16 protein-coding genes are annotated in these 19002 nt (G+C 42.1%); 12 read left to right on the top strand and 4 right to left on the bottom strand.

Annotated features, from left to right (window positions below):
• Both AC5590_RS00890 and AC5590_RS00885 read left to right on the top strand, forming a co-directional pair.
• Positions 1-1127, top strand: a 1127-nt coding sequence (locus AC5590_RS00890) for a sensor histidine kinase (RefSeq protein ID WP_169267920.1), incomplete at its 5' end; no start/stop codon positions are given.
• Positions 1128-1300: 173 nt separating this feature from the next.
• Complete coding sequence (locus AC5590_RS00885) at positions 1301-2458, top strand: acyltransferase family protein (RefSeq protein WP_169267919.1); 1158 nt, start codon at positions 1301-1303, stop codon at positions 2456-2458.
• A 789-nt stretch (positions 2459-3247) separates the two neighbouring features.
• On the opposite strand, the gene AC5590_RS00880 is transcribed toward AC5590_RS00885, so the two are convergent.
• On the bottom strand, positions 3248-5272 hold the full coding sequence (locus AC5590_RS00880; protein WP_169267918.1) for a KAP family P-loop NTPase fold protein: 2025 nt from the start codon (positions 5270-5272) through the stop codon (positions 3248-3250).
• Positions 5273-5648: 376 nt separating this feature from the next.
• On the opposite strand from AC5590_RS00880, the gene AC5590_RS00875 reads away from it, so the two are divergent.
• Positions 5649-6338: a phosphatase PAP2 family protein gene (locus tag AC5590_RS00875; protein WP_169267917.1), complete on the top strand. Its 690-nt coding sequence runs from the start codon at positions 5649-5651 to the stop codon at positions 6336-6338.
• Between the two features lie 86 nt (positions 6339-6424).
• Positions 6425-7258 (top strand): 1,4-dihydroxy-2-naphthoyl-CoA synthase, encoded by an 834-nt coding sequence (gene menB / locus AC5590_RS00870; RefSeq protein WP_169267916.1) that lies wholly within the window; start codon positions 6425-6427, stop codon positions 7256-7258.
• 319 nt (positions 7259-7577) lie between these two features.
• On the opposite strand, the gene AC5590_RS00865 is transcribed toward menB, so the two are convergent.
• Together AC5590_RS00865 and AC5590_RS00860 are read right to left on the bottom strand one after the other, a co-directional pair.
• Positions 7578-7877 carry a hypothetical protein gene (locus tag AC5590_RS00865; protein WP_169267915.1) on the bottom strand — a complete coding sequence of 100 codons (300 nt, stop codon included), beginning with the start codon at positions 7875-7877 and terminating at the stop codon, positions 7578-7580.
• Between the two features lie 691 nt (positions 7878-8568).
• A complete protein-coding gene (locus AC5590_RS00860; RefSeq protein ID WP_169267922.1) occupies positions 8569-9123 on the bottom strand; it encodes a DciA family protein in 555 nt (184 codons plus the stop codon).
• Positions 9124-9334: 211 nt separating this feature from the next.
• Here AC5590_RS00860 and AC5590_RS00855 point away from each other — a divergent pair, with 211 nt between their 5' ends.
• The 8 genes from AC5590_RS00855 to thiL all read left to right on the top strand — a co-directional run bounded on the left by AC5590_RS00855 (position 9335) and on the right by thiL (position 17569).
• The gene (locus AC5590_RS00855; protein ID WP_169267914.1) at positions 9335-10510 is read left to right on the top strand and encodes a hypothetical protein; all 1176 of its coding nucleotides are present in this window, start codon (positions 9335-9337) and stop codon (positions 10508-10510) included.
• A 218-nt stretch (positions 10511-10728) separates the two neighbouring features.
• Positions 10729-11427: a PspA/IM30 family protein gene (locus AC5590_RS00850; protein WP_169267913.1), complete on the top strand. Its 699-nt coding sequence runs from the start codon at positions 10729-10731 to the stop codon at positions 11425-11427.
• Positions 11428-11593: 166 nt separating this feature from the next.
• Positions 11594-12370, top strand: coding sequence for a PspA/IM30 family protein (locus tag AC5590_RS00845; RefSeq protein WP_169267912.1), 777 nt, complete (start codon positions 11594-11596; stop codon positions 12368-12370).
• 256 nt (positions 12371-12626) lie between these two features.
• Positions 12627-12887, top strand: coding sequence for a hypothetical protein (locus tag AC5590_RS00840; RefSeq protein WP_169267911.1), 261 nt, complete (start codon positions 12627-12629; stop codon positions 12885-12887).
• A gap of 376 nt (positions 12888-13263) precedes the next feature.
• A complete protein-coding gene (gene glsA / locus AC5590_RS00835; RefSeq protein ID WP_211178689.1) occupies positions 13264-14424 on the top strand; it encodes a glutaminase A in 1161 nt (386 codons plus the stop codon).
• A 260-nt stretch (positions 14425-14684) separates the two neighbouring features.
• Entirely contained in the window at positions 14685-15014 is a 330-nt protein-coding gene (locus AC5590_RS00830) for a thioredoxin family protein (protein WP_169267910.1), read from the top strand.
• Between the two features lie 83 nt (positions 15015-15097).
• Positions 15098-16300 carry an LL-diaminopimelate aminotransferase gene (locus tag AC5590_RS00825; RefSeq protein ID WP_169267909.1) on the top strand — a complete coding sequence of 401 codons (1203 nt, stop codon included), beginning with the start codon at positions 15098-15100 and terminating at the stop codon, positions 16298-16300.
• A 195-nt stretch (positions 16301-16495) separates the two neighbouring features.
• Complete coding sequence (gene thiL / locus AC5590_RS00820) at positions 16496-17569, top strand: thiamine-phosphate kinase (protein WP_169267908.1); 1074 nt, start codon at positions 16496-16498, stop codon at positions 17567-17569.
• A gap of 35 nt (positions 17570-17604) precedes the next feature.
• On the opposite strand, the gene AC5590_RS00815 is transcribed toward thiL, so the two are convergent.
• The gene (locus AC5590_RS00815) at positions 17605-18621 is read right to left on the bottom strand and encodes a type I glyceraldehyde-3-phosphate dehydrogenase (protein WP_169267907.1); all 1017 of its coding nucleotides are present in this window, start codon (positions 18619-18621) and stop codon (positions 17605-17607) included.
• Positions 18622-19002 lie beyond the last annotated feature (381 nt).

The raw sequence follows: 19002 nt of genomic DNA, 5'->3' as shown, positions 1-19002 counted from the left end.
TACTAACAATTAAGGCTGATGCAAAAGCGATTTCGCGTAGAACTCCTCGGAATTTGGATTATGATCAAGATTTAGATATACCTTGGCAAGATTTATACAATAATCATCAAGGTGTAGAATGGTTTGATGGCAATGGTCGGTTATTGGGTCATGCAGGTCGTTATATTCCTCACATTCCATTTAATCCAAATACGAAAGTTTCTCAACACAAAAAAATTCGCAGCATTATTATTCCTGTCTACTCCGCTAGTTTTATTCCAGAAAGAAAACAACTACAGGGATATGTGCGGGTAAACGAATCTATTGAAAATTTGCAAGAAGAACTTGATAGGCTATTATGGGGATTCAGTTGTGGAGGACTCATTGCTGTTATTTTAACTGGGGTTAGCAGTTGGTGGTTGACAAGACGATCCTTAAAGCCTGTTGAACAAAGTTTTCAACAATTAAAACAGTTCACTGCAGATGCTTCCCATGAGTTGCGAAGTCCCCTTACAGTTGTGAAAACCTCTGTTGAGGTGATGATGAATCACCCAGAACGAATTCACCCCAATGATGAAAAGAAGTTGAAAGCGATTGCAAGTGCTACTAACCAAATGACTCGTTTAGTAGAAGATTTACTCCTGTTAGCAAGAACTGACGCCACACAAACGCTAACTTTTAAGTGGGTATCAATTCCCCTAGATGAACTTTTAGAAGATTTGATGGATTTACTGCAACTACAAGCAGATGTTAAGGGAATCATCCTCAAGTCAGAAATACCCGAAGAGGTGTTTGTTAAGGGGAACCCTGTTGAGTTAAAGCGATTATTTTCTAATCTCCTAGAAAATGCTTTGCAGTATACACCAACTGGAGGAACTGTAAGTGTCAGGGTAATTAGACGAGATCGCTTTGTTTTTGTTTCTATCAATGATACTGGTATTGGTATTGCCCCAGAAGATATTCCACTAATTTTCAATCGCTTTTGGAGGGCAGAGAAAGCCAGAAGTCACAGAGAAGGAGGCTTGGGCTTGGGATTAGCTATTGCTGCTGCGATCGCCCATGCTCACAGTGGAGAAATTACTGTCAAAAGTCAAGTTGGCGTTGGTAGTTCTTTTCAAGTACGTCTGCTTGCTGTTTTGAAAACATAGTGAGCACAGAAATTTGTTCAGATATTAACCATCTTTCCGAGTTTTTTACTTTTCACATCTAAAGTAGCTAGTACTGCTTTGCGAAATTCAAAAACCATGATTGTTCTGTAGCTTTTAACAAAAGTGGGAAAGGGTTAGCAAATTCCGTTTACCTGTACTAGAACAGTAACAGAATGAATCCGTTCACTGAAAAATCGCCTCGTCAAAAGTTGCATCTTCATTACCTGGATGGCTTACGAGGAATTGCAGCTTTGTATGTGGTAGCCGTACATATTGAACCATCTCTAGGAGAAAAGTTACCTACATTTTGGTTACTTTTTAAAAATACACTGAGATATGGTGCATTCAGTGTTGTTATTTTTATTGTCCTTTCTGGCTATGTTCTCATGTTGCCAGTTACACGTTCACAAAGTGGTTTTGTTTCTGGTGGTTTACTTGAGTATTTTAAAAGGCGATCACGTCGAATTTTACCACCTTACTATGCGACTCTTTTGGGATGTCTATTACTCGCATTTGCAATATTCTTGCTAGAAAAGTTTACTAATTTTCAATGGGATGAGGTTGCCGGAAAAGGTCCATTTTTTCCCTACTTTTCATTGATCGATGTGTTATCCCACCTGTTTATAGTTCACAATTTTACTGGTAGTACATACATGACTATTAACCCACCAATGTGGAGTGTGGCTACAGAGTGGCAACTCTATTTTTTATTTCCACTTTTACTACTACCCATATGGCGACGTTTCGGGTTGCTAGCCGTCATTATGACCGGCTTTGGTTTAGGAATATTACCATTTTATATTCTGAATGATTTTTCAATGGCAACCAGTTCTTGGTTCATTGGCTTATTTACCTTGGGGATGGCTGCAGCAGAAATTGGATTTTCTCAAGAACCTAAGTTAATAGCTTTTAGAAAGTCTTTACCGTGGAGTATGATGGCAATAATTTTCGCTATTGTTGCCTTTATAACTGAGTGGAAAAGACTGGGATTACCGATATGGATTGGTCAGAGTTTTTTTGGTTCTTCTGCAGCTTGTTTATTTATTTACTGCACTCAGTTTGTGATTTCGGGCAAAAAGTTACCTCATGTTTTAGGGGTAGTTGAGCATCCTTGGGTAATTACATTGGGCGCATTTTCTTACAGTCTGTATCTCACCCATGGACCAGTCATCACCATGCTACGTTACTTTCTTTATACTCTAAATATGACGCCCTTCATGTTTGCGACAACATCTTACTTAATGGGTGTAGTACTATCCCTACTCATTGCTTATTGGTTTTATTTAATTTTTGAGCGACCATTTATGTCCAACTTCAATCGTTGCAAGTGAGATTTTGAGGTGATTTGTTTACGGCGAACACGTAGTGTGCGCTTGCGCTTACAGAATGACATTCAGGATTTTTTGACTTTTGCAAGAAGTCTAGTTATTGGGACTTTAGAAAATTCGGACTGGAAAAGTACCTGAAATCCTTGGCAGATAACGGAACTTAAACATTTCTGAAGGAGAAACAAGCCTCAAACCCGTACAGGGTAAGCCACTCCTGCGGTCTTTTTACCTTGATTATCTTGCGTTACCCTTCTTACTGGAGTTTAGATGATTGCCATTTACATTTAGAGTTTAGACTAAGCAGCAAGAAATGACCTAGCAGTGCTGAGTTCATGAAATATAGCAACAGACATATCGTTTAGGACATCGTATTTTGATTAAGAGGGAACAGGGAACGCTTAACAGGGAAATGTCCTAACAATTGTGGCGACTGCTATACAAGCTTGAAGCAATCTATCCAAATGTCAGATAACAAATTATTTGTCGTCTTAACAAATTAATGTCACTAGGCAATTATATGCCAAAACGAGGTGTATCAAGGATTAACCCGTACAGTATATATACTTTGTCTTTGTATTTTTAGTTAAAAAACCCGACATCGCTGGAATGTCTGCTACATCAACTGAAAATTTAAACGACATTAATTTGTTAAGACGATAAATAATTCGTGAATCGACATAAGGAATTGCGATAAGCCCTTTGGGCGGCGAGAAAGCTGGAGCATCGCCTTCTCCTTCAAATACGTTACGCCCCAGAATGCCTGTGCGCAGAACTTACGGCAGTGTTCCTTGCCTAATCGCTATCAGAAACTGAAGGACTAGCTTTTTCAGAACATTCTGCGTTTTGTGCCTGCTTTCTTTTAGCAACAATTTCTTTCAGTTCTTTGAGATGTTGTGTACTAATCAGCCCTTCATCTTGAAGATTAAATATATCTGAGGTGTACTCACTTTGTTGCTCATTTAAATTTTCTAATTCTTTTGTAATTATTGACAATGCTTTTCCTTGACTCATTGAGGTTTTTAACACTTCAAACCGTGTCGCTTCATCAAGACGACATAATAACCGTAAGATGATACGACGAATTCTAATTTCATTCCCAAAATCAAAAATTGTGGTATGAGAATCATCTTCAGAAAGTAACAGTTCTTCTCCCACATCAAATAAAGCTTCCACAATTGAGGTAATGCTAGAGGTAGGAATTTCTTTTATTGCGCCATCTTCAAGTTTTTCTAAAAATGCCCGAACTTGAGTTGTACCATCAGGACGTATTTGCTCAGACAGTTCTATAAGTTTTTCTCCAAATGCCTTGGCATCATAGGCGCAAGCAAGAATGGCTTGGATCTGAGTCTTAGATAAATCAGCTTCTGGTAAAGTTAAACGGAAGTAGATAGGAAATATTTCTGGACAGCATACACGGTGTTGCTCTCGCCACATTAATTTTTGTTCCTTATTACATCTGTTTCCCCAAACAGCTTGTAATTGAGGAAAAAGAATTCTGAGCAGAGTTTGAACAGCTTGCTTATCTTGTTCTCGCAACTGAGCCAACCAAGAATTATGAAAATTTTTCAATTCATCTAAGGAATAATTGATTGGCTCTATAAAAGCATCTTTGTTTTTGCGAATTATGTTATGTACCATTGGATGAAAAACCCGTAGTGATTCTAAAGCAATAAAATCTACTGGGTTCACTTCGCCTTGCACTACCGGATATGTCATTGTTAAGGTGTCAGTTAGATGAACAATGTCGCGGAGGTTAGTAATGAAGTGGTCTATTCCTTGAAAGTAAACATTGCTCCAATAGGTTTGATCAAATAGTTGAGTGACTTCTGTGGCTGGATTTTCCACGTCAGCTTCCTCCAAGTCAGGAACTTCTTGAGGTTCTGATTGTTCCAAGTCGGCGCTGAGATCTCTGTTAGCAGACGGCTGATTCGAGTTAGGGCGATGCTTCTGCAGCGAGCCGTCCTTTGAGCGATAGCTAGCCCCTAAGGGGGCGCTGCGCAAACGCTGCTGCGCGGAGCGCAGATCGCCATCCTTTGGTGTTGCAATTAGAACACTATTAAGTTTTTCAAAAAATAGCCTGCGAAGTGAAGTTTTATCTGGAGAAGGTAACTCAAAAGGAACTTGAATAGTTTTCTCCAAATATGCTTCTGGTGATATCTCCTGAGTTTCGCAAAGTGCTTTACTAACAACTTCTTTATCAAAAACCAGAAGATAGACAACGTTACGAAAATTTGGAATTGCTTTAAAAATGCGAAATAGCTGCTTAATATCTTCTATGGGAAGCCTATCAATATCATCAATTGCAACGACTATTCGCCGCTCCAGCTGCACCACTATATTTTCGAGTTCTTCTTTTAACTCGGAAGCTTCCTTTGATTCATCATCCAATAATGTTGCTACTGCCATGCCAGCTTGAGCGTAAGGGAGGGGAACTTGAGAAACAACTTTAGCAATATCGGCTATTCGCTCTCTCAAGCCTTTGGGCATATATTTTACAGAGGTTAAAACGCTGTGTAATTGGTCAAAAAAGCGTGTTGTAATGTCTTGGTTTCCAGTAAACAACCAAGCATTAAAATGAACGACGATTGGTTGCTCCTTATCAGGCTTGTGTTTAAGACAATGAACTACAAAGTTCAACAGTGTCGATTTGCCGGAACCCCACGAACCGTACACTGCAATCACAAACCCTTCACTCAGGCTCATTTTGCAAATACTATCTGCCAAATGCTTGGCGAAAGGCGCGTATCCTAGTCGGTCTTTTTCTGGTTCGATGAAGAAGTCATCTTGCTGATGGTTATGAGTTTCAGTTTGTGCCATAAGAAACTTTTTTGAGATTTATTCTCATCGTGGCACATATATTAGGTAGGACTACGCCATCCTAAGATAGAATTCTGTGCTTGACGCAAAGCGTCAAGCGTATGCGCAAAGCGCACGCTGCGCGCCGAGAGTGCCTGTCCGCAGGACTTACGGCTTATCGCTTAAAGGGCGGTTTCCGTACATATCATAGGTATGCGTATGCCTAACCAAGGATGTTCTTACAAAACCAGACGAAAAAGGTGGCCTCGGTTTTGTTACTATCGGCTCATCTATAGTCCTTATGTCAATACTTGGAGTCTGCTGTATTCTGTTCACAACTCTAAACCAGATAAGACTAAGTGTGGCCGGGGCTTCTAACGATGAATAATATTAAAGTATGCTCCGACAAATTTCTCATTTCTGGTTGCGTCATATACATCCTCGTTTGGCTCCCTTAATTGCCACAACTGGTATTGTTGGACTTATAAGTTGTCTACTTATCCTTTTTGTTTTAGCGAACTTAGCTGAAGAGGTTTTAGAGCGAGAAGCATTTGCATTTGATACGACTTTTCTGTTATGGCTACATCAGTTTGCTAATCCAAGTTTAGATAACTTGATGCTGTTTATTACAAATATTGGTAATCCTAGGACAGTGGTTACGGTTGCAGCAGTTACTGTCTTGTTACTTTGGTGGCGACGTTACCGAGAAGAAGCAAAAGTTTTTGTACTTGCTTGCTTGGGAGCATTTATTTTAAATACAGAACTGAAGTTATTTTTTTCTAAACCTCGTCCTGAACTTTGGCATCAGTTGATTTCGGAAAAATCTTTTAGTTTTCCTAGTGGTCATGCACTAGGTTCTATGGTTCTATATGGTTTTATCGCTTATTTGCTAGCAATTCACTATCCTAAGTTATCCAGAGTAATTTACAGTTTAGTAGTTACTTTAATCGCAGCCATTGGCATCAGTCGCTTATATTTGGGAGTACATTGGCCTACAGATATTATTGCAGGTTATGGAGTCGGTTTCTTGTGGTTGATGACATGTATCACGATGCTAAAACTGCAAAGATTAAGGCAGTTGAAATAATGCTTTAGAAATTACACATCGTAGCGGAGTCCTCCCGACAGCTCCTGATAGAATCTTTAAGCTGATACAAGTGATTCTTTCTCGCCATGCAAACTAACTGGCAAATAGCTAAAACCTACGAAGACATTCTCTATCACAAAGCAGATGGCATTGCCAAAATTACCATCAACCGTCCTCACAAAAGAAATGCCTTTCGTCCTAAAACTGTTTTTGAACTATACGACGCCTTCTGCGACGCCCGCGAAGATACTAGTATCGGCGTTGTCCTATTTACTGGTGCTGGTCCACACACTGATGGTAAGTATGCTTTCTGTGCAGGAGGTGACCAAAGTGTGCGAGGACACGCTGGCTATGTAGACGATGATGGTGTACCACGTTTGAACGTGCTGGACTTACAACGCCTGATTCGTTCCATGCCAAAAGTAGTTATTGCCCTTGTTGCTGGGTATGCAATTGGTGGAGGACACGTCCTGCACTTAATTTGTGATCTAACTATTGCGGCAGATAACGCCATTTTTGGACAGACTGGTCCGAAAGTAGGTAGTTTTGATGGAGGTTTTGGTGCTAGTTATCTTGCCCGCATTGTTGGACAAAAAAAGGCGCGAGAAATCTGGTTTCTCTGCCGACAGTACAATGCACAGCAATCACTAGAAATGGGTTTAGTCAATTGCGTTGTTCCAATAGAACAACTTGAAGCTGAAGGTATCCAGTGGGCGCGAGAGATTTTAGAAAAAAGCCCGATCGCCATTCGTTGTCTCAAAGCGGCATTTAACGCTGACTGTGATGGACAAGCTGGTTTGCAAGAATTAGCAGGCAATGCCACCTTACTCTATTACATGACAGAAGAAGGACGAGAAGGAAAACAAGCTTTTCTAGAAAAGCGTCCACCGAACTTTCATCAATATCCCTGGCTCCCCTAAAAATACAAAAAGTCGCAAAAATCGCACCTTTGATAAAAGGTGCGATTTTTTGAGTGTTCAGGTTTTTTGAAGACCTATAGATATTAAAAGCGAATTTTATTTTTGAAATTTATCAAATTATCCAACTTTGTCCAAATTCTCCCTTTCAGTTTTTTACCCTATGTATGTCACTTCCACAAAGTAAACTCTGAAATGTTCGCGCTTTATACGGTCTAGGTCTTATTTGTCTTCCACAAAAACAGGTGTGAACCAATTCGCCCAAAACAGCACTAAAAGGGTGCTTCTACAATTTGACTTTTCCTGTTTTGGCAAAAGAAAGCTATATTAGTACAGCCTCAGCTTTCGCCTTTTCAAAAGAGCAGGGAGCGGCTGTTTCCTCAACGGGATCAAGGGCTGGGTTGTTTAAACCTGAAGCCAAGACTAATGTTGCATCTGACAAACTCCAAACATCTTCTAAATTTTCCCAAGAAGGAGCGAACGCTGGGATCGCCAAAGAACAAGCCTTCCAACTTCCTCGAACTGGTGCTCCCAACTGTTGGCAGAATCCGCCGCGACGTCCCTCTATATCGTAATAACGACAATGTTTACAGGCAGAAGTCAATGATTTTATCTGTTTCATATTTAATGCCTTTAGTGCCGTTTTCGGGCTACTTTTGTTCCTTTATTTTGCATCAACAGAGAGAATGTGGCTTTTGGCTACAACCCATGTGTTAACTAGGTTATAGCGATCCCAACGAAAAGATTAACTTTATAATCTTTTTAGATTTGTGTTACCTTTTTCAACTTTTTTGTTAACAAAGTGATACATTAATTGCGGTGGATTAAGCATACTCGGTTTTAGCTGAAAATGATTGGGGATCAAAGCTACTTATGAATATAACGATGTGAGTCACCTTTGAACTTCAGGCTTTGGGAACACTTTTTCAGATGCAATTAACTGTATCTTTAGGAAGAACTGATATGATTGAGTCGTCACTAAGATAAAATTTCAAAATTTATATAGATTATTTCTTTAGGAAGATGAAGTAATTGTAAAAAAAGATAACGGTTTTGAGCCATTTATCACATGAGCACAAAACTATTTTGAGATATATATGAGAAAAAGCTCGCTGCACAATGCTAAGCCATTAGTCTTGAGTAGGATTAACGAAAGTAGAAACAAGAATCAATGAACAACTTAGGAGCAGTCCCACAGGCGGCGCACCGCCCGTTATGAATGAAAGAAACACTCTTTCGGTGTTCGGCTTTGTTTATTCAGAGAATTCCAACAGTTGTGAATTCACCGATTGGTGAGTTTTTTGTTTAAATGCTCAGGAGGACTTTGAAAATTGTTTAGCAGCACACACAGAACAGACACCCCAGCGGTGAAGTTCACCGGGTGGGGTGGGACAATGGCACAGGGGACAAACAGGTAAACCGTGCGATCGCTCTTGCACTGTTCTAGCCCAATTTTGGAAAGCAGCATTGGCATCCTTAGCTTTAGGCATATCATCGTTTCTACTCATCGCATCACCTACGTAACTGGGATGTTCTTGACGCGATATTGTTTGTTGTTCCTTAGGAGTGTTTTGAGGACGCTGCCATCGGGCTGTAGAAAAATGAATATCCTTCAAACCTATTGAGAGTTTTTGATTCAACTTTAAAATTAAGCGCTGGCGCTCAAAAGTTAGGTTTTGTGCCCAAGCTGCACTCGAAGTTGCCACCCGCAAAACATCGCGCTCGATCGACAACGGTTTAGTGTGAGTAGCTACTACTGCTCCTACAACTTCAGCCCAACACGTCAGCAAACGTTGAAATGGCTGCTCTTGCCATTCAGCTTGAGGTGCCAAAACCTCTAAAATATCATTAATTGATTTCAACGAAATTTACCTAACCCTCGCAAAAACTACAGCACAGCTGTGAAATATATTTATAGCAATCCTAAATGATTAGTGAAATTTTTCATGAAGAACACTCGACAACCCCAACAGTGGTTTCACAACTAAAATCGGACTGCTATATGATATTTATCGCGCTTGATTGGCAAAAATATATTTTTAAATCAATCCCACACTCCAGGTTTGAGGCAGATAGGCAATGAGTCAAAATCCCCTAATAGATACGTCGTCGTCGGGTGCTCAATCTTCTAAAACAATAGGGTTGAAACCACCACTAGCAGCCGCACTGGCGAGTTTGGAAGTCCAACTAGATCAAGAGTTAGCTCGATACCGACGTACACGAATTGGATACAGAACCCCAAGCCAATCCGGTACAAGCATTTCCCCGAGCAGTAAACTTCAAGCGTTGACTGCTATGAGTACAACAGGGGGCAATACAAAATTATCAGCAGAGGATAATCTCAAAGAAAGTTTCCGGAAATATGGACTGACAATAGGAAAAACACATACCTCAAATACTTTTCTTCAGGAGGAATCTATTCTTCCTGAAACTGAAATTAACCCAGCCAAACCTACAGTACAAACTCAAGATCAGGTGAGTGCATCAGATACAATATTCGATGCTTTGTTAGCACCCCAAACCTCCCAACCGCGTACGTCAGCTTCGTCAAAGACACATCTACAATCGAATGTAGATTCAATCCCAAGCAACTCTGCCGAAGCACAAATCTCAAGAGCGTCAAATGCCATTGTCGTACATACACAAATTCAGGAACCAAGTCAGAGTCAGAGGGAAAATGTTTCAAACTCACAACAAAATACAAGCAAAGAACCAAATGACTACTTGGAATCGTCTGAAGCGCTACTGAGAAGTTTAGTAGAAGATGAACCAAAAACTCAAGCACCAAAGAATTCTAAGAACAGTCTGCTATCTCCCTTGGGCATTGGCTCGATGTTACTACTATTCTTAGGAAGTTTGACATTGGGCTACATCGTCTTCAATTTCCACCATGGATTATTTCCGCAAAATACGCCTAAAACGGCTCAAAAGACGCCAGAAAGTAACAAAAATGTGAAAACTGTAGCTCAACCCATACCTAACCTTGGACAGAACTCTACGCCCAACTCAAAAGCAACAACTTCCCAAAAGCCGGATACAGAAATCAAACCGTCAGCAGATGGGTTTTATCATGTGATTATAGACAATCAAGGCGATCGCGCTTTTGCCTCTGTACGGCAAGTCGTTCGCGATGCTTACTTATCACCCGACGGTAAAATTATTTATCTGGGTGCCCTCAAGACAAAAGAGCAAGCACAATCACTCCTCAAAGAATTACAAGCACAAGGCATTAATGCCAAAATTCAGCAGCCTTAAGGTAGTTGACGCAGCCCTAAAAGGGGATATGGAATAGGAGTTATCAGTTAACAGTGAACAGTGAAGGAGTCAGAAGTCGCAAGTCGGAAGTCGGAATTCGGAATTCTTTATTTCTTCCTTCTGAATACTGAATTCTTCTTCAAACTGATAACTGATAACTGATAACTGACGACTGATAACCCTTACATCCCAATTTAAAAGTTCATCGAGGGTAGGACATGGGACTAATTGACCGTATCAGGCGGGTGATTCGCGCTAATCTCAATAGCTTAACTGTGCGTGCAGAAGATCCAGAAAAAATTCTGGAAGAAACTGTCCAACAGATGCAGGAGAATTTGATGCAATTGCGACAAGGGATAGCGCAAGCGATCGCCACCCAAAAGCGCACAGAACGACAAATGGCTAATGCTCAGTCTGTAGCAGAAGAATGGTATCGCCGCGCTCAACTAGCACTGCAACAAGGTAACGAATCTTTAGCTCGCGAAGCTCTTACCAAACGGCTAGCATATCAACAAACGGGTGAAGCTCTTGCCACTCAGATAGACGAACAAAGTACTGTTGTGGCTAGAATCAAAAAAGATATGCGCACCTTAGAGCTAAAAATTGCCGAAGCAAAAACAAAAAAAGATATGTACATTGCTCGCGCTCGTTCTGCTGAAGCATCATACAAACTTCAAGAAATGTTGGGCACAAGTTCCAGCTTAGATAGCATCAAAGCATTTGAGCGTATGGAAGAAAAAGTTTTGCAGCTAGAAGCTCAAACAGAAGCTATTTCCACAACGAGTAAAGATGCTTTGGCTCAGCAATTTGCTTCTTTGGAACAGGCTGGTGATGTTGATGCAGAACTAGCAGCACTGCAAAAGCAGCTTTCTACTGAATCACAAAAAAGACAACAGCTACCTAAAACTCCAGATTGATGAAGATTGGGCAATGATCTAACTTGCAGCTTATCTTAAAAAATAAGGACACTTTCGTCAGCGCCAATCCAAACCGGAACGATTACATTGAAATAAGTAGCTATGAAATACTAAAAAACCTAACTACCCAACTAGGCGCGTAAATCACAAGAGGAAAAACAAAGTTATGGGATTATTTGACCGCATGAAACGAGTCGTCAGTGCCAACCTGAACGACCTAGTCAGTAAAGCCGAAGATCCAGAAAAAATACTGGAACAAGCCGTCTTAGAAATGCAGGAAGACTTGGTACAGCTAAAACAGGGTGTTGCTCAGGCAATAGCAGCCCAAAAACGGACTGAGAAACAGTACAATGATGCTCAGAACGAAATCAATAAGTGGCAGCGCAACGCTCAACTGGCACTGCAAAAAGGTGAAGAAAACTTAGCAAGACAAGCACTGGAGCGTAAAAAAACTTTTACTGACACATCAAATGCACTCAAAGCCAGTCTAGATCAGCAAACTGGCCAGGTTGAGACTCTCAAGCGCAACTTAATCCAACTGGAAAGCAAAATTTCTGAGGCAAAGACCAAGAAAGAAATGCTCAGAGCAAGGATTACGGCAGCAAAAGCTCAAGAGCAACTTCAAGGCATGGTGCGTGGTATGAATAGCAGCAGTGCTATGGCTGCTTTTGATCGCATGGAAGAAAAAGTTTTGACACAAGAAGCCCGTGCTCAGTCAGCAGCTGAGTTGGCAGGTGCTGATCTAGAAAACCAATTTGCATCTTTGGAAAGTGGTAGCGATGTTGATGATGAATTGGCAGCTTTGAAAGCGCAAATGTCTTTACCCGGAGGTTCACCAAATCAACCCCAACTACCGCAACAAACCACTCCTCCAAAATCAAACAAAAATGAAGTGGTTGATGCTGAGTTGGATTCGCTACGCAAGCAATTGGATCAAATGTAATTTTTACACTGACAAGCGCCCTGTGTTGGGTTCACCACAAGCGGATTTATACTACTTTCAAGAGAAACCTTGATATTCTTTTGTGTTTTTGACAAAGAGTTTATCAAGGTTTCTCTTTTAGCGTGTTAAGCTGTCGCGCTTTGAATTTGCAGCCTTATTTTGATCTAGTCAATCATTGAAACCCTCTTCCCTTCAGCATAGCTGCCTTCTGCCACGCCAGGTGCTGTAGCCTGTGGAACCCTTTCGGCAGTTCCTCATGGGGGAAACCACGCCACATGCTACAAGTCGGCAGAGCCGGACGCCAGTCGCCTCAACGGAGGGAACCTCCGCACGGCGCTGGCTCCCCAACGCAGTGGCTCCCCAAGACCGGACTGCCTCACCACCGCACTGGCTCCTCTGCCTAGCTGTTGTTCATTGTTTAATGCACAACAGCTTACCATCATTGATCAGCAGCAATATTAACACTCGCTCTCTAAATATCGAACATTCACTTGAACTTAATGCTGTTTGTAGCTGAGTTGTTTGTTCGTTTGTTATACCATTTCTTTGTGAGGCTGCGCCAAATTTTCTTGACTTTTTCTTTCTTTCTTTGTGTTCTTTGCGCCTATGTCCTTGGGACACGCTGAGTCGTAAAGCGACACGCGCAAGGGACACGAACGCGGTTCGTTCCTCATATATTTGGGCGCATCTTCATATAAAATTGGTATTAAGAAGCCTTTTACCGGCATAACACATTTATACCCTTTTTTCTCCTACTCTGATTTTATGCAAATGAGATGCGCTACAGCTTAACTTGGTCGTTAATGTATTGACTTGTAGCTAGTCAATAATGTAATGAATATTTATCAAGACAATTGCGATAGTTTTCAAACTAAAAAAAGATAAAAATAAACATGAAAGCAACCCCATTCATGCAACTGCGATTAATTCTGCTCGGATTGATCCCGTTAGTTCTGATAAGTCCAGCTTGGAGCTACACTAAAGCGAAGCAGGAAGTCAGTGACTTGAAGACTCGCAATTTTTTGACACAGCTTAGCACTGATACTCCAAAAACTGATTTATATAAAAAAGATATACCGACTCCAGAGACATTCCAACAAGTCCTTAAGGAAGCCTACGAAACTTTCAAAGGAGTCAATGAAGGAAAGAATGCCGACTATATTCCATTTCTAGCAAAGGCAGATCCCAACTTATTCGGAATTGTGATCGCAACCGTTGATGGAAAGGTTTACGAGATTGGCGATTCAAAGTACCCGTTTAGTATGCAATCGGTGAGCAAGGTTTTTACCTTTGCCCATGTACTACAGACTCTCGGTAGCACTGCGGTTGAAGAAAAAATAGGAGTTAATGCAACAGGCTTGCCTTTCAACTCGTTGATAGCAATTGAACTAAATGAGACGCGTAGTGTCAATCCGTTAGTCAACGCTGGTGCTATTACTACTGTCAGTTTCGTCCCAGGTAACACTTCTGAAGACCGATGGAATCAGATAATCGGAACGATGAGCGATTTTGCCGGTCGTCCGCTTTCAGTTCAAGAGGAAGTCTATCGTTCTGAATCCGAAACCAACTTGCGTAATCGAGGAATTGTCCAACTGCTGGATAGCTATAAGAAGCTTGGCAGCGATCCCTTGGAGTCGCTGGATTTGTATACTCGGCAATGTTCTATAGAAGTAACAGCACGCGACCTGGCGCTGATGAGTGCGACGCTGGCAAATGGCGGGGTTAATCCAATCACTTCAAAGCGAGTCCTCGCTCAAAATTACGTCCCCAAAGTGCTGGCTGTTATGTTAACCAACGGACTTTATGAGGATTCAGGCACCTGGGCTTACCAGGTTGGATTACCAGCGAAAAGTGGTGTTTCTGGCGGAATTATAGCAGTTGTTCCAGGTAAGTTTGCGATCGCCACTTACTCACCTCCATTGGATCAAGCTGGCAACAGCTTCCGTGGGCAGAAAGCAATAGAGTACATTACTAGCAAGCTGGGTGTTAATATATTTTCGGGCGCTACATCAAGAACCCAAGTTGCTAGTTATCCGAAGCAAGGGGGTCAGTAAAGCAAGAAACGCTTATGCAATAGCGTTATAGTGAAGGATTTACGGCGATTCAGTTAAATGAAACAATTGACATCTATAGCTATAGTCGATTAGCTGTTACAAAAAATTGGACATTGTCAAGACAACCACAACCAGATGACAACACTGGCACGTAGCGTCATTTTTTAAGAAAGCGGATAAATCCTGTGGGTATTGTCCTCAGATTGGGATAGAGTAGTCTGTGGGCAAGTTATGATGAATGGGTATTGCTGGAGAGTGCAATGAGCAGCAGTGTTGTAACCATAACTGATGCTGAGTTTGAAACCGAAGTGTTGAAAGCCAATAAGCCTGTATTAATTTATTTTTGGGCTTCCTGGTGTGGACCTTGTCAATTGATGTCGCCACTGGTAAACTCCGCAGCTACCACCTACAGCGATCGCCTGAAAGTGGTAAAAATCGAAGTTGATCCTAACCCAGTAGCAGTCAAGGAGTACAAGGTCGAAGGTGTACCAGCCTTCAGACTTCTTCAAGGAGACAAACTTTTGGCATCCACTGAGGGAGTCATCAGCAAAGACAAATTACTCAGCCTCTTAGATTCTCATCTCAATTAGTCATTTGTCGTTAGTCCTAAGTCCTTAGTCCCTTGCTAAAGACTAAGGACTAAAGACAATTGACTTAGGACAAAGGACGAAAAATGCAGTTTGCTAAACGTATACAACCCCTGCAATCAAATGTATTTGCTGATATGGACAAAGCCAAAACAAAAGCTTTGGCTTATGGACAACAGTTAATTGATTTGTCACTGGGGTCTTCTGATTTATCCGCAGAGGCGCACGTGATTGAGGCGATCGCCCAATCTTTACACAACCCAAGTACCCACGGCTACCTACTATTTCACGGCACCCAAGTTTTTCGCAAAGCAGCCGCAAGCTGGTATACTGATAAATTCGGTATTCCTGTCAATCCAGAAACAGAGGTACTGCCCCTGATTGGTTCCCAAGAAGGCACAGCACATTTGCCTCTAGCAGTCCTCAACCCAGGAGATTTCGCCCTATTGCTTGATCCGGGTTACCCCTCCCATGCAGGGGGAGTCCACTTGGCGAACGGTCAAATTTACCCAATGCCAATACGGGCAGAAAACGGGTTTGTACCTGTGTTTACAGATATTCCGACGCCTGTATTAGCACAGTCGCGGATGATGGTCTTAAGCTATCCTCATAATCCAACTGCGGCGATCGCACCGCTATCATTCTTTAAAGAAGCAGTTAGTTTTTGTCAGCAACACAATATCGTCCTAGTCCACGATTTCCCCTACGTAGATTTGGTCTTTGAGGAAAGTAACGACTCAGAACTAGGAACCGAGAATTGGGACAGACCCCTTGCTCCCTCAATTCTACAAGCTGATCCAGACAAAAGCGTCTCAATTGAGTTTTTCACCCTTTCCAAGTCATACAACATGGGCGGCTTCCGTATTGGCTACGCCATCGGTAATTCCGAGTTAATTAGTGCCTTACGCCAAATAAAAGCAGCCGTTGATTTTAATCAGTATCGGGGAATTTTGAATGGTGCTGTTGCTGCCTTAACAGGTCCACAGACTGGAGTCAAAACCTCTGTGAACATTTTGCGCCAACGCCGAGATACCTTTGTCAGCGCTTTACACCGTATTGGTTGGTATGTTCCCACGCCCAAGGCAACAATGTATATCTGGGCAAAGTTACCAGAACGGTGGAGTCAAGATTCTATCGGATTTTGTACTCAGCTCGTAGAAAAAACAGGCGTGGCAGCGTCACCAGGTGCAGGCTTTGGTAAATCTGGAGAAGGATATGTCCGTTTTGCTTTAGTGCATGATACACCAGTTTTGGAAACTGCTGTTGAGAGAATTGCAACGTTTTTATAAGAAAATTTATCACGAGTCGTTTATATGCATCTTTTGTAAAAGTAAATTTTTTTTGAGCACGACATCACAGATGCACACAGATAAATTATCTAAACTATCTGCAAAATAGCCTAAAGAGTCTTCTTAAAACACATATAATACAAAATGTCAAAAAACTAAATCATCAAAATAACCGTCCAAAGCAGAAAACTTACTGTGAACAGTGAATTATCCTCTTTGCAAGTTCAAGATATTGGAGAGCAAGGTCTTTTAGAAAGATTACAGCGCTTTTGTCCTCCAGAAATTGTCGGAGATGATGCGGCTGTGCTTTCTACTGAACCAGGACAATCTTTGGTAGTCACAACTGATGTGTTGGTTGATGGTGTCCATTTCAGCGAACTGACGACTTCTGGAGAAGATGCTGGTTGGCGTGCCGTTGCTGCTAACTTATCAGATATAGCAGCAATGGGTGCAACTCCGTTAGGAATTACTGTCGGATTGGGACTCCCTGGCGAGGTTGCTGTCAGTTGGGTGGAGCAATTATACCAGGGAATGACACAATGCTTGCAAAGGTACAATACGCCAATTGTTGGTGGTGATATAGTGCGATCGCCCACGACTACGATAGCCATTTCCGCTTTTGGTCAAGTTAACCCCTCACGTGTTATTCGTCGTAACCAAGCTAAGGTGGGAGATGCCATAGTTGTCACAGGTGTTCACGGGGGTAGTGCTGCTGGCTTACAATTGCTTCTGCATCCTGATTTTGGGGAAAATCTGAGTGATGGCGATAGCGTTCGCGAAGCGTGTGCTTTGCACTCAGCGCTGCTGCTTTCAGCAGATCGCACAGTCTTAATTCACGCACACCAAAGACCGAAACCCCGACTAGATGTGTTACCAATTCTATGGGAAATTCTAGACTCTCATACCCCACACTCTGTAGCTGGTATGGACAGTAGCGACGGCTTAGCAGATGCTGTAATGCAAATTTGCCGCGCCAGTGGTGTTGGTGCTGTTATTGAACGCACTCAAATTCCTTTACCAAAACAATTCAATTCTTGGCTGACACAAGAACAAGCCCTGGAATATGCTTTATACGGTGGTGAAGACTTTGAGCTAGTATTGTGCTTGCCAAAAGAACAAGCATATACGTTTGTACAACAGCTTGGTGAGGGCGCGGCTATTGTGGGAAAAATCACAGATGGATCAACAGTCCTTTTGCATGACCAAACAAAAGAATACCCCGACCAAGTTCTCAGTCTTGATCGAGGGTTTCAACATTTTCATCGTTAGCTGCTAGTTATTTGTCTTATGCAAATGACAAATGACTAGTTAGTCCATTTTTCGGCTACTAACTCTGCCAAGTCAGTGACTCGCTGGCTGTAACCCCACTCGTTGTCATACCAAGCCATGACTTTCACTAAGTCGCCGCCCATAACAAAAGTCAAGCTAGCATCAACAATTGAAGAGGCATCAGTACCTTGATGATCGGATGATACCAAGGGAAGATCGCTGTAATCCAAAATGCCTTTGAGTTGACCTTCGGAAGCCTCTTTGAGGACTTGGTTGACTTCTTCGGCAATGGTAGACTTTTCAACCTGAATCACAAAGTCCACCATGGAAACGTTAGGGGTGGGTACGCGCAACGCCACGCCATTCAGCTTGCCTTTGAGTTCTGGTAGAACCAGCGCTACAGCTTTCGCCGCACCTGTGGAGGTAGGCACAATGTTAATAGCTGCTGCACGTGCCCGCCTAAGATCGCGGTGAGAGGCGTCTAGCAAGCGTTGGTCACCAGTATAGCTGTGAGTGGTCGTCATCATGCCTTTGATGATGCCGAATTTCTCGTGCAACACCTTCGCGATGGGAGCCAAGCAGTTAGTGGTACAGCTAGCGTTACTGATAATGTTGTGCTTTTGGTGGTCGTAATCGTGATCATTGACGCCAATCACAAAAGTCCCATCTTCGTTCTTTCCAGGCGCGGTGATGAGAACTTTCTTTGCACCAGCGTTAAGATGTTTTGTCGCCCCTTCTCTGGAAGTGAAAACCCCTGTTGCTTCAATAATTAGGTCAATTTCCCAGTCTTTCCAGGGCAAGTTTTCTGGGTTGCGATCGGAGACACACTTAATAGTCTTACCGTTGACGATGATTGAGTTATCATCGGCAGAAATGTCAACACCTTTTAACTTCCCTAGCATCGAGTCATACTTCAGCAGATGAGCATTGGTTCTAGGGTCGGATGTGTCATTGATAGCGACAAGTTCGAGATTGCTATTTTCTCTCCCTACCCAGCAACGTGCAAAGTTACGCCCGATGCGCCCGAAACCGTTAATTGCAACTCTAATCACAGCGTCTTGCCCTCTGTCTACTTATACTTAACAAAAGCTACTCATGACCCCGATCATACCGCAAAGGGGGAGTATTTATAACTATAAAGCTTTACATAATAAAAAAAATAAATATTTTCTTCCTACCTGTTTGTATACAGGTTGTGGTTATCAATATAAGCCCCAACTCCTTAGTGGAACTAAATAGGGAATTGATTGGCAATCATGGCAAAATTTATGAATAAGACTTCACTAAAATCTCATGCAAAAAGTACCAATGTATGCTAAAATGTTCGTCTACTCCATTGAGTTGTACTTACCCCTTCGGGGTTCGCCCTATGGCTAATGCCACGCCTTACGGCTATCGGGTTCGCAGTCGCCTCTGTCGGGAAACCCTCATCA

Source organism: Brasilonema octagenarum UFV-OR1, from assembly GCF_963888615.1.
In the GTDB taxonomy this organism is placed as follows: Bacteria; Cyanobacteriota; Cyanobacteriia; order Cyanobacteriales; family Nostocaceae; genus Brasilonema; species Brasilonema sennae.
This window is presented reverse-complemented; position numbering and strand designations above follow the sequence as displayed.

What these genes read in the sequence shown, in the direction of transcription:
- AC5590_RS00885 (WP_169267919.1), top strand. Translation starts at nt 1,301, where the DNA reads ATGAATCCGTTCACTGAAAAATCGCCTCGTCAAAAGTTGCATCTTCAT.
- AC5590_RS00880 (WP_169267918.1), bottom strand. Translation starts at nt 5,272, where the DNA reads ATGGCACAAACTGAAACTCATAACCATCAGCAAGATGACTTCTTCATC.
- AC5590_RS00875 (WP_169267917.1), top strand. Translation starts at nt 5,649, where the DNA reads ATGCTCCGACAAATTTCTCATTTCTGGTTGCGTCATATACATCCTCGT.
- menB (WP_169267916.1), top strand. Translation starts at nt 6,425, where the DNA reads ATGCAAACTAACTGGCAAATAGCTAAAACCTACGAAGACATTCTCTAT.
- AC5590_RS00865 (WP_169267915.1), bottom strand. Translation starts at nt 7,877, where the DNA reads ATGAAACAGATAAAATCATTGACTTCTGCCTGTAAACATTGTCGTTAT.
- AC5590_RS00855 (WP_169267914.1), top strand. Translation starts at nt 9,335, where the DNA reads ATGAGTCAAAATCCCCTAATAGATACGTCGTCGTCGGGTGCTCAATCT.
- AC5590_RS00850 (WP_169267913.1), top strand. Translation starts at nt 10,729, where the DNA reads ATGGGACTAATTGACCGTATCAGGCGGGTGATTCGCGCTAATCTCAAT.
- AC5590_RS00845 (WP_169267912.1), top strand. Translation starts at nt 11,594, where the DNA reads ATGGGATTATTTGACCGCATGAAACGAGTCGTCAGTGCCAACCTGAAC.
- AC5590_RS00840 (WP_169267911.1), top strand. Translation starts at nt 12,627, where the DNA reads ATGGGGGAAACCACGCCACATGCTACAAGTCGGCAGAGCCGGACGCCA.
- glsA (WP_211178689.1), top strand. Translation starts at nt 13,264, where the DNA reads ATGAAAGCAACCCCATTCATGCAACTGCGATTAATTCTGCTCGGATTG.
- AC5590_RS00830 (WP_169267910.1), top strand. Translation starts at nt 14,685, where the DNA reads ATGAGCAGCAGTGTTGTAACCATAACTGATGCTGAGTTTGAAACCGAA.
- AC5590_RS00825 (WP_169267909.1), top strand. Translation starts at nt 15,098, where the DNA reads ATGCAGTTTGCTAAACGTATACAACCCCTGCAATCAAATGTATTTGCT.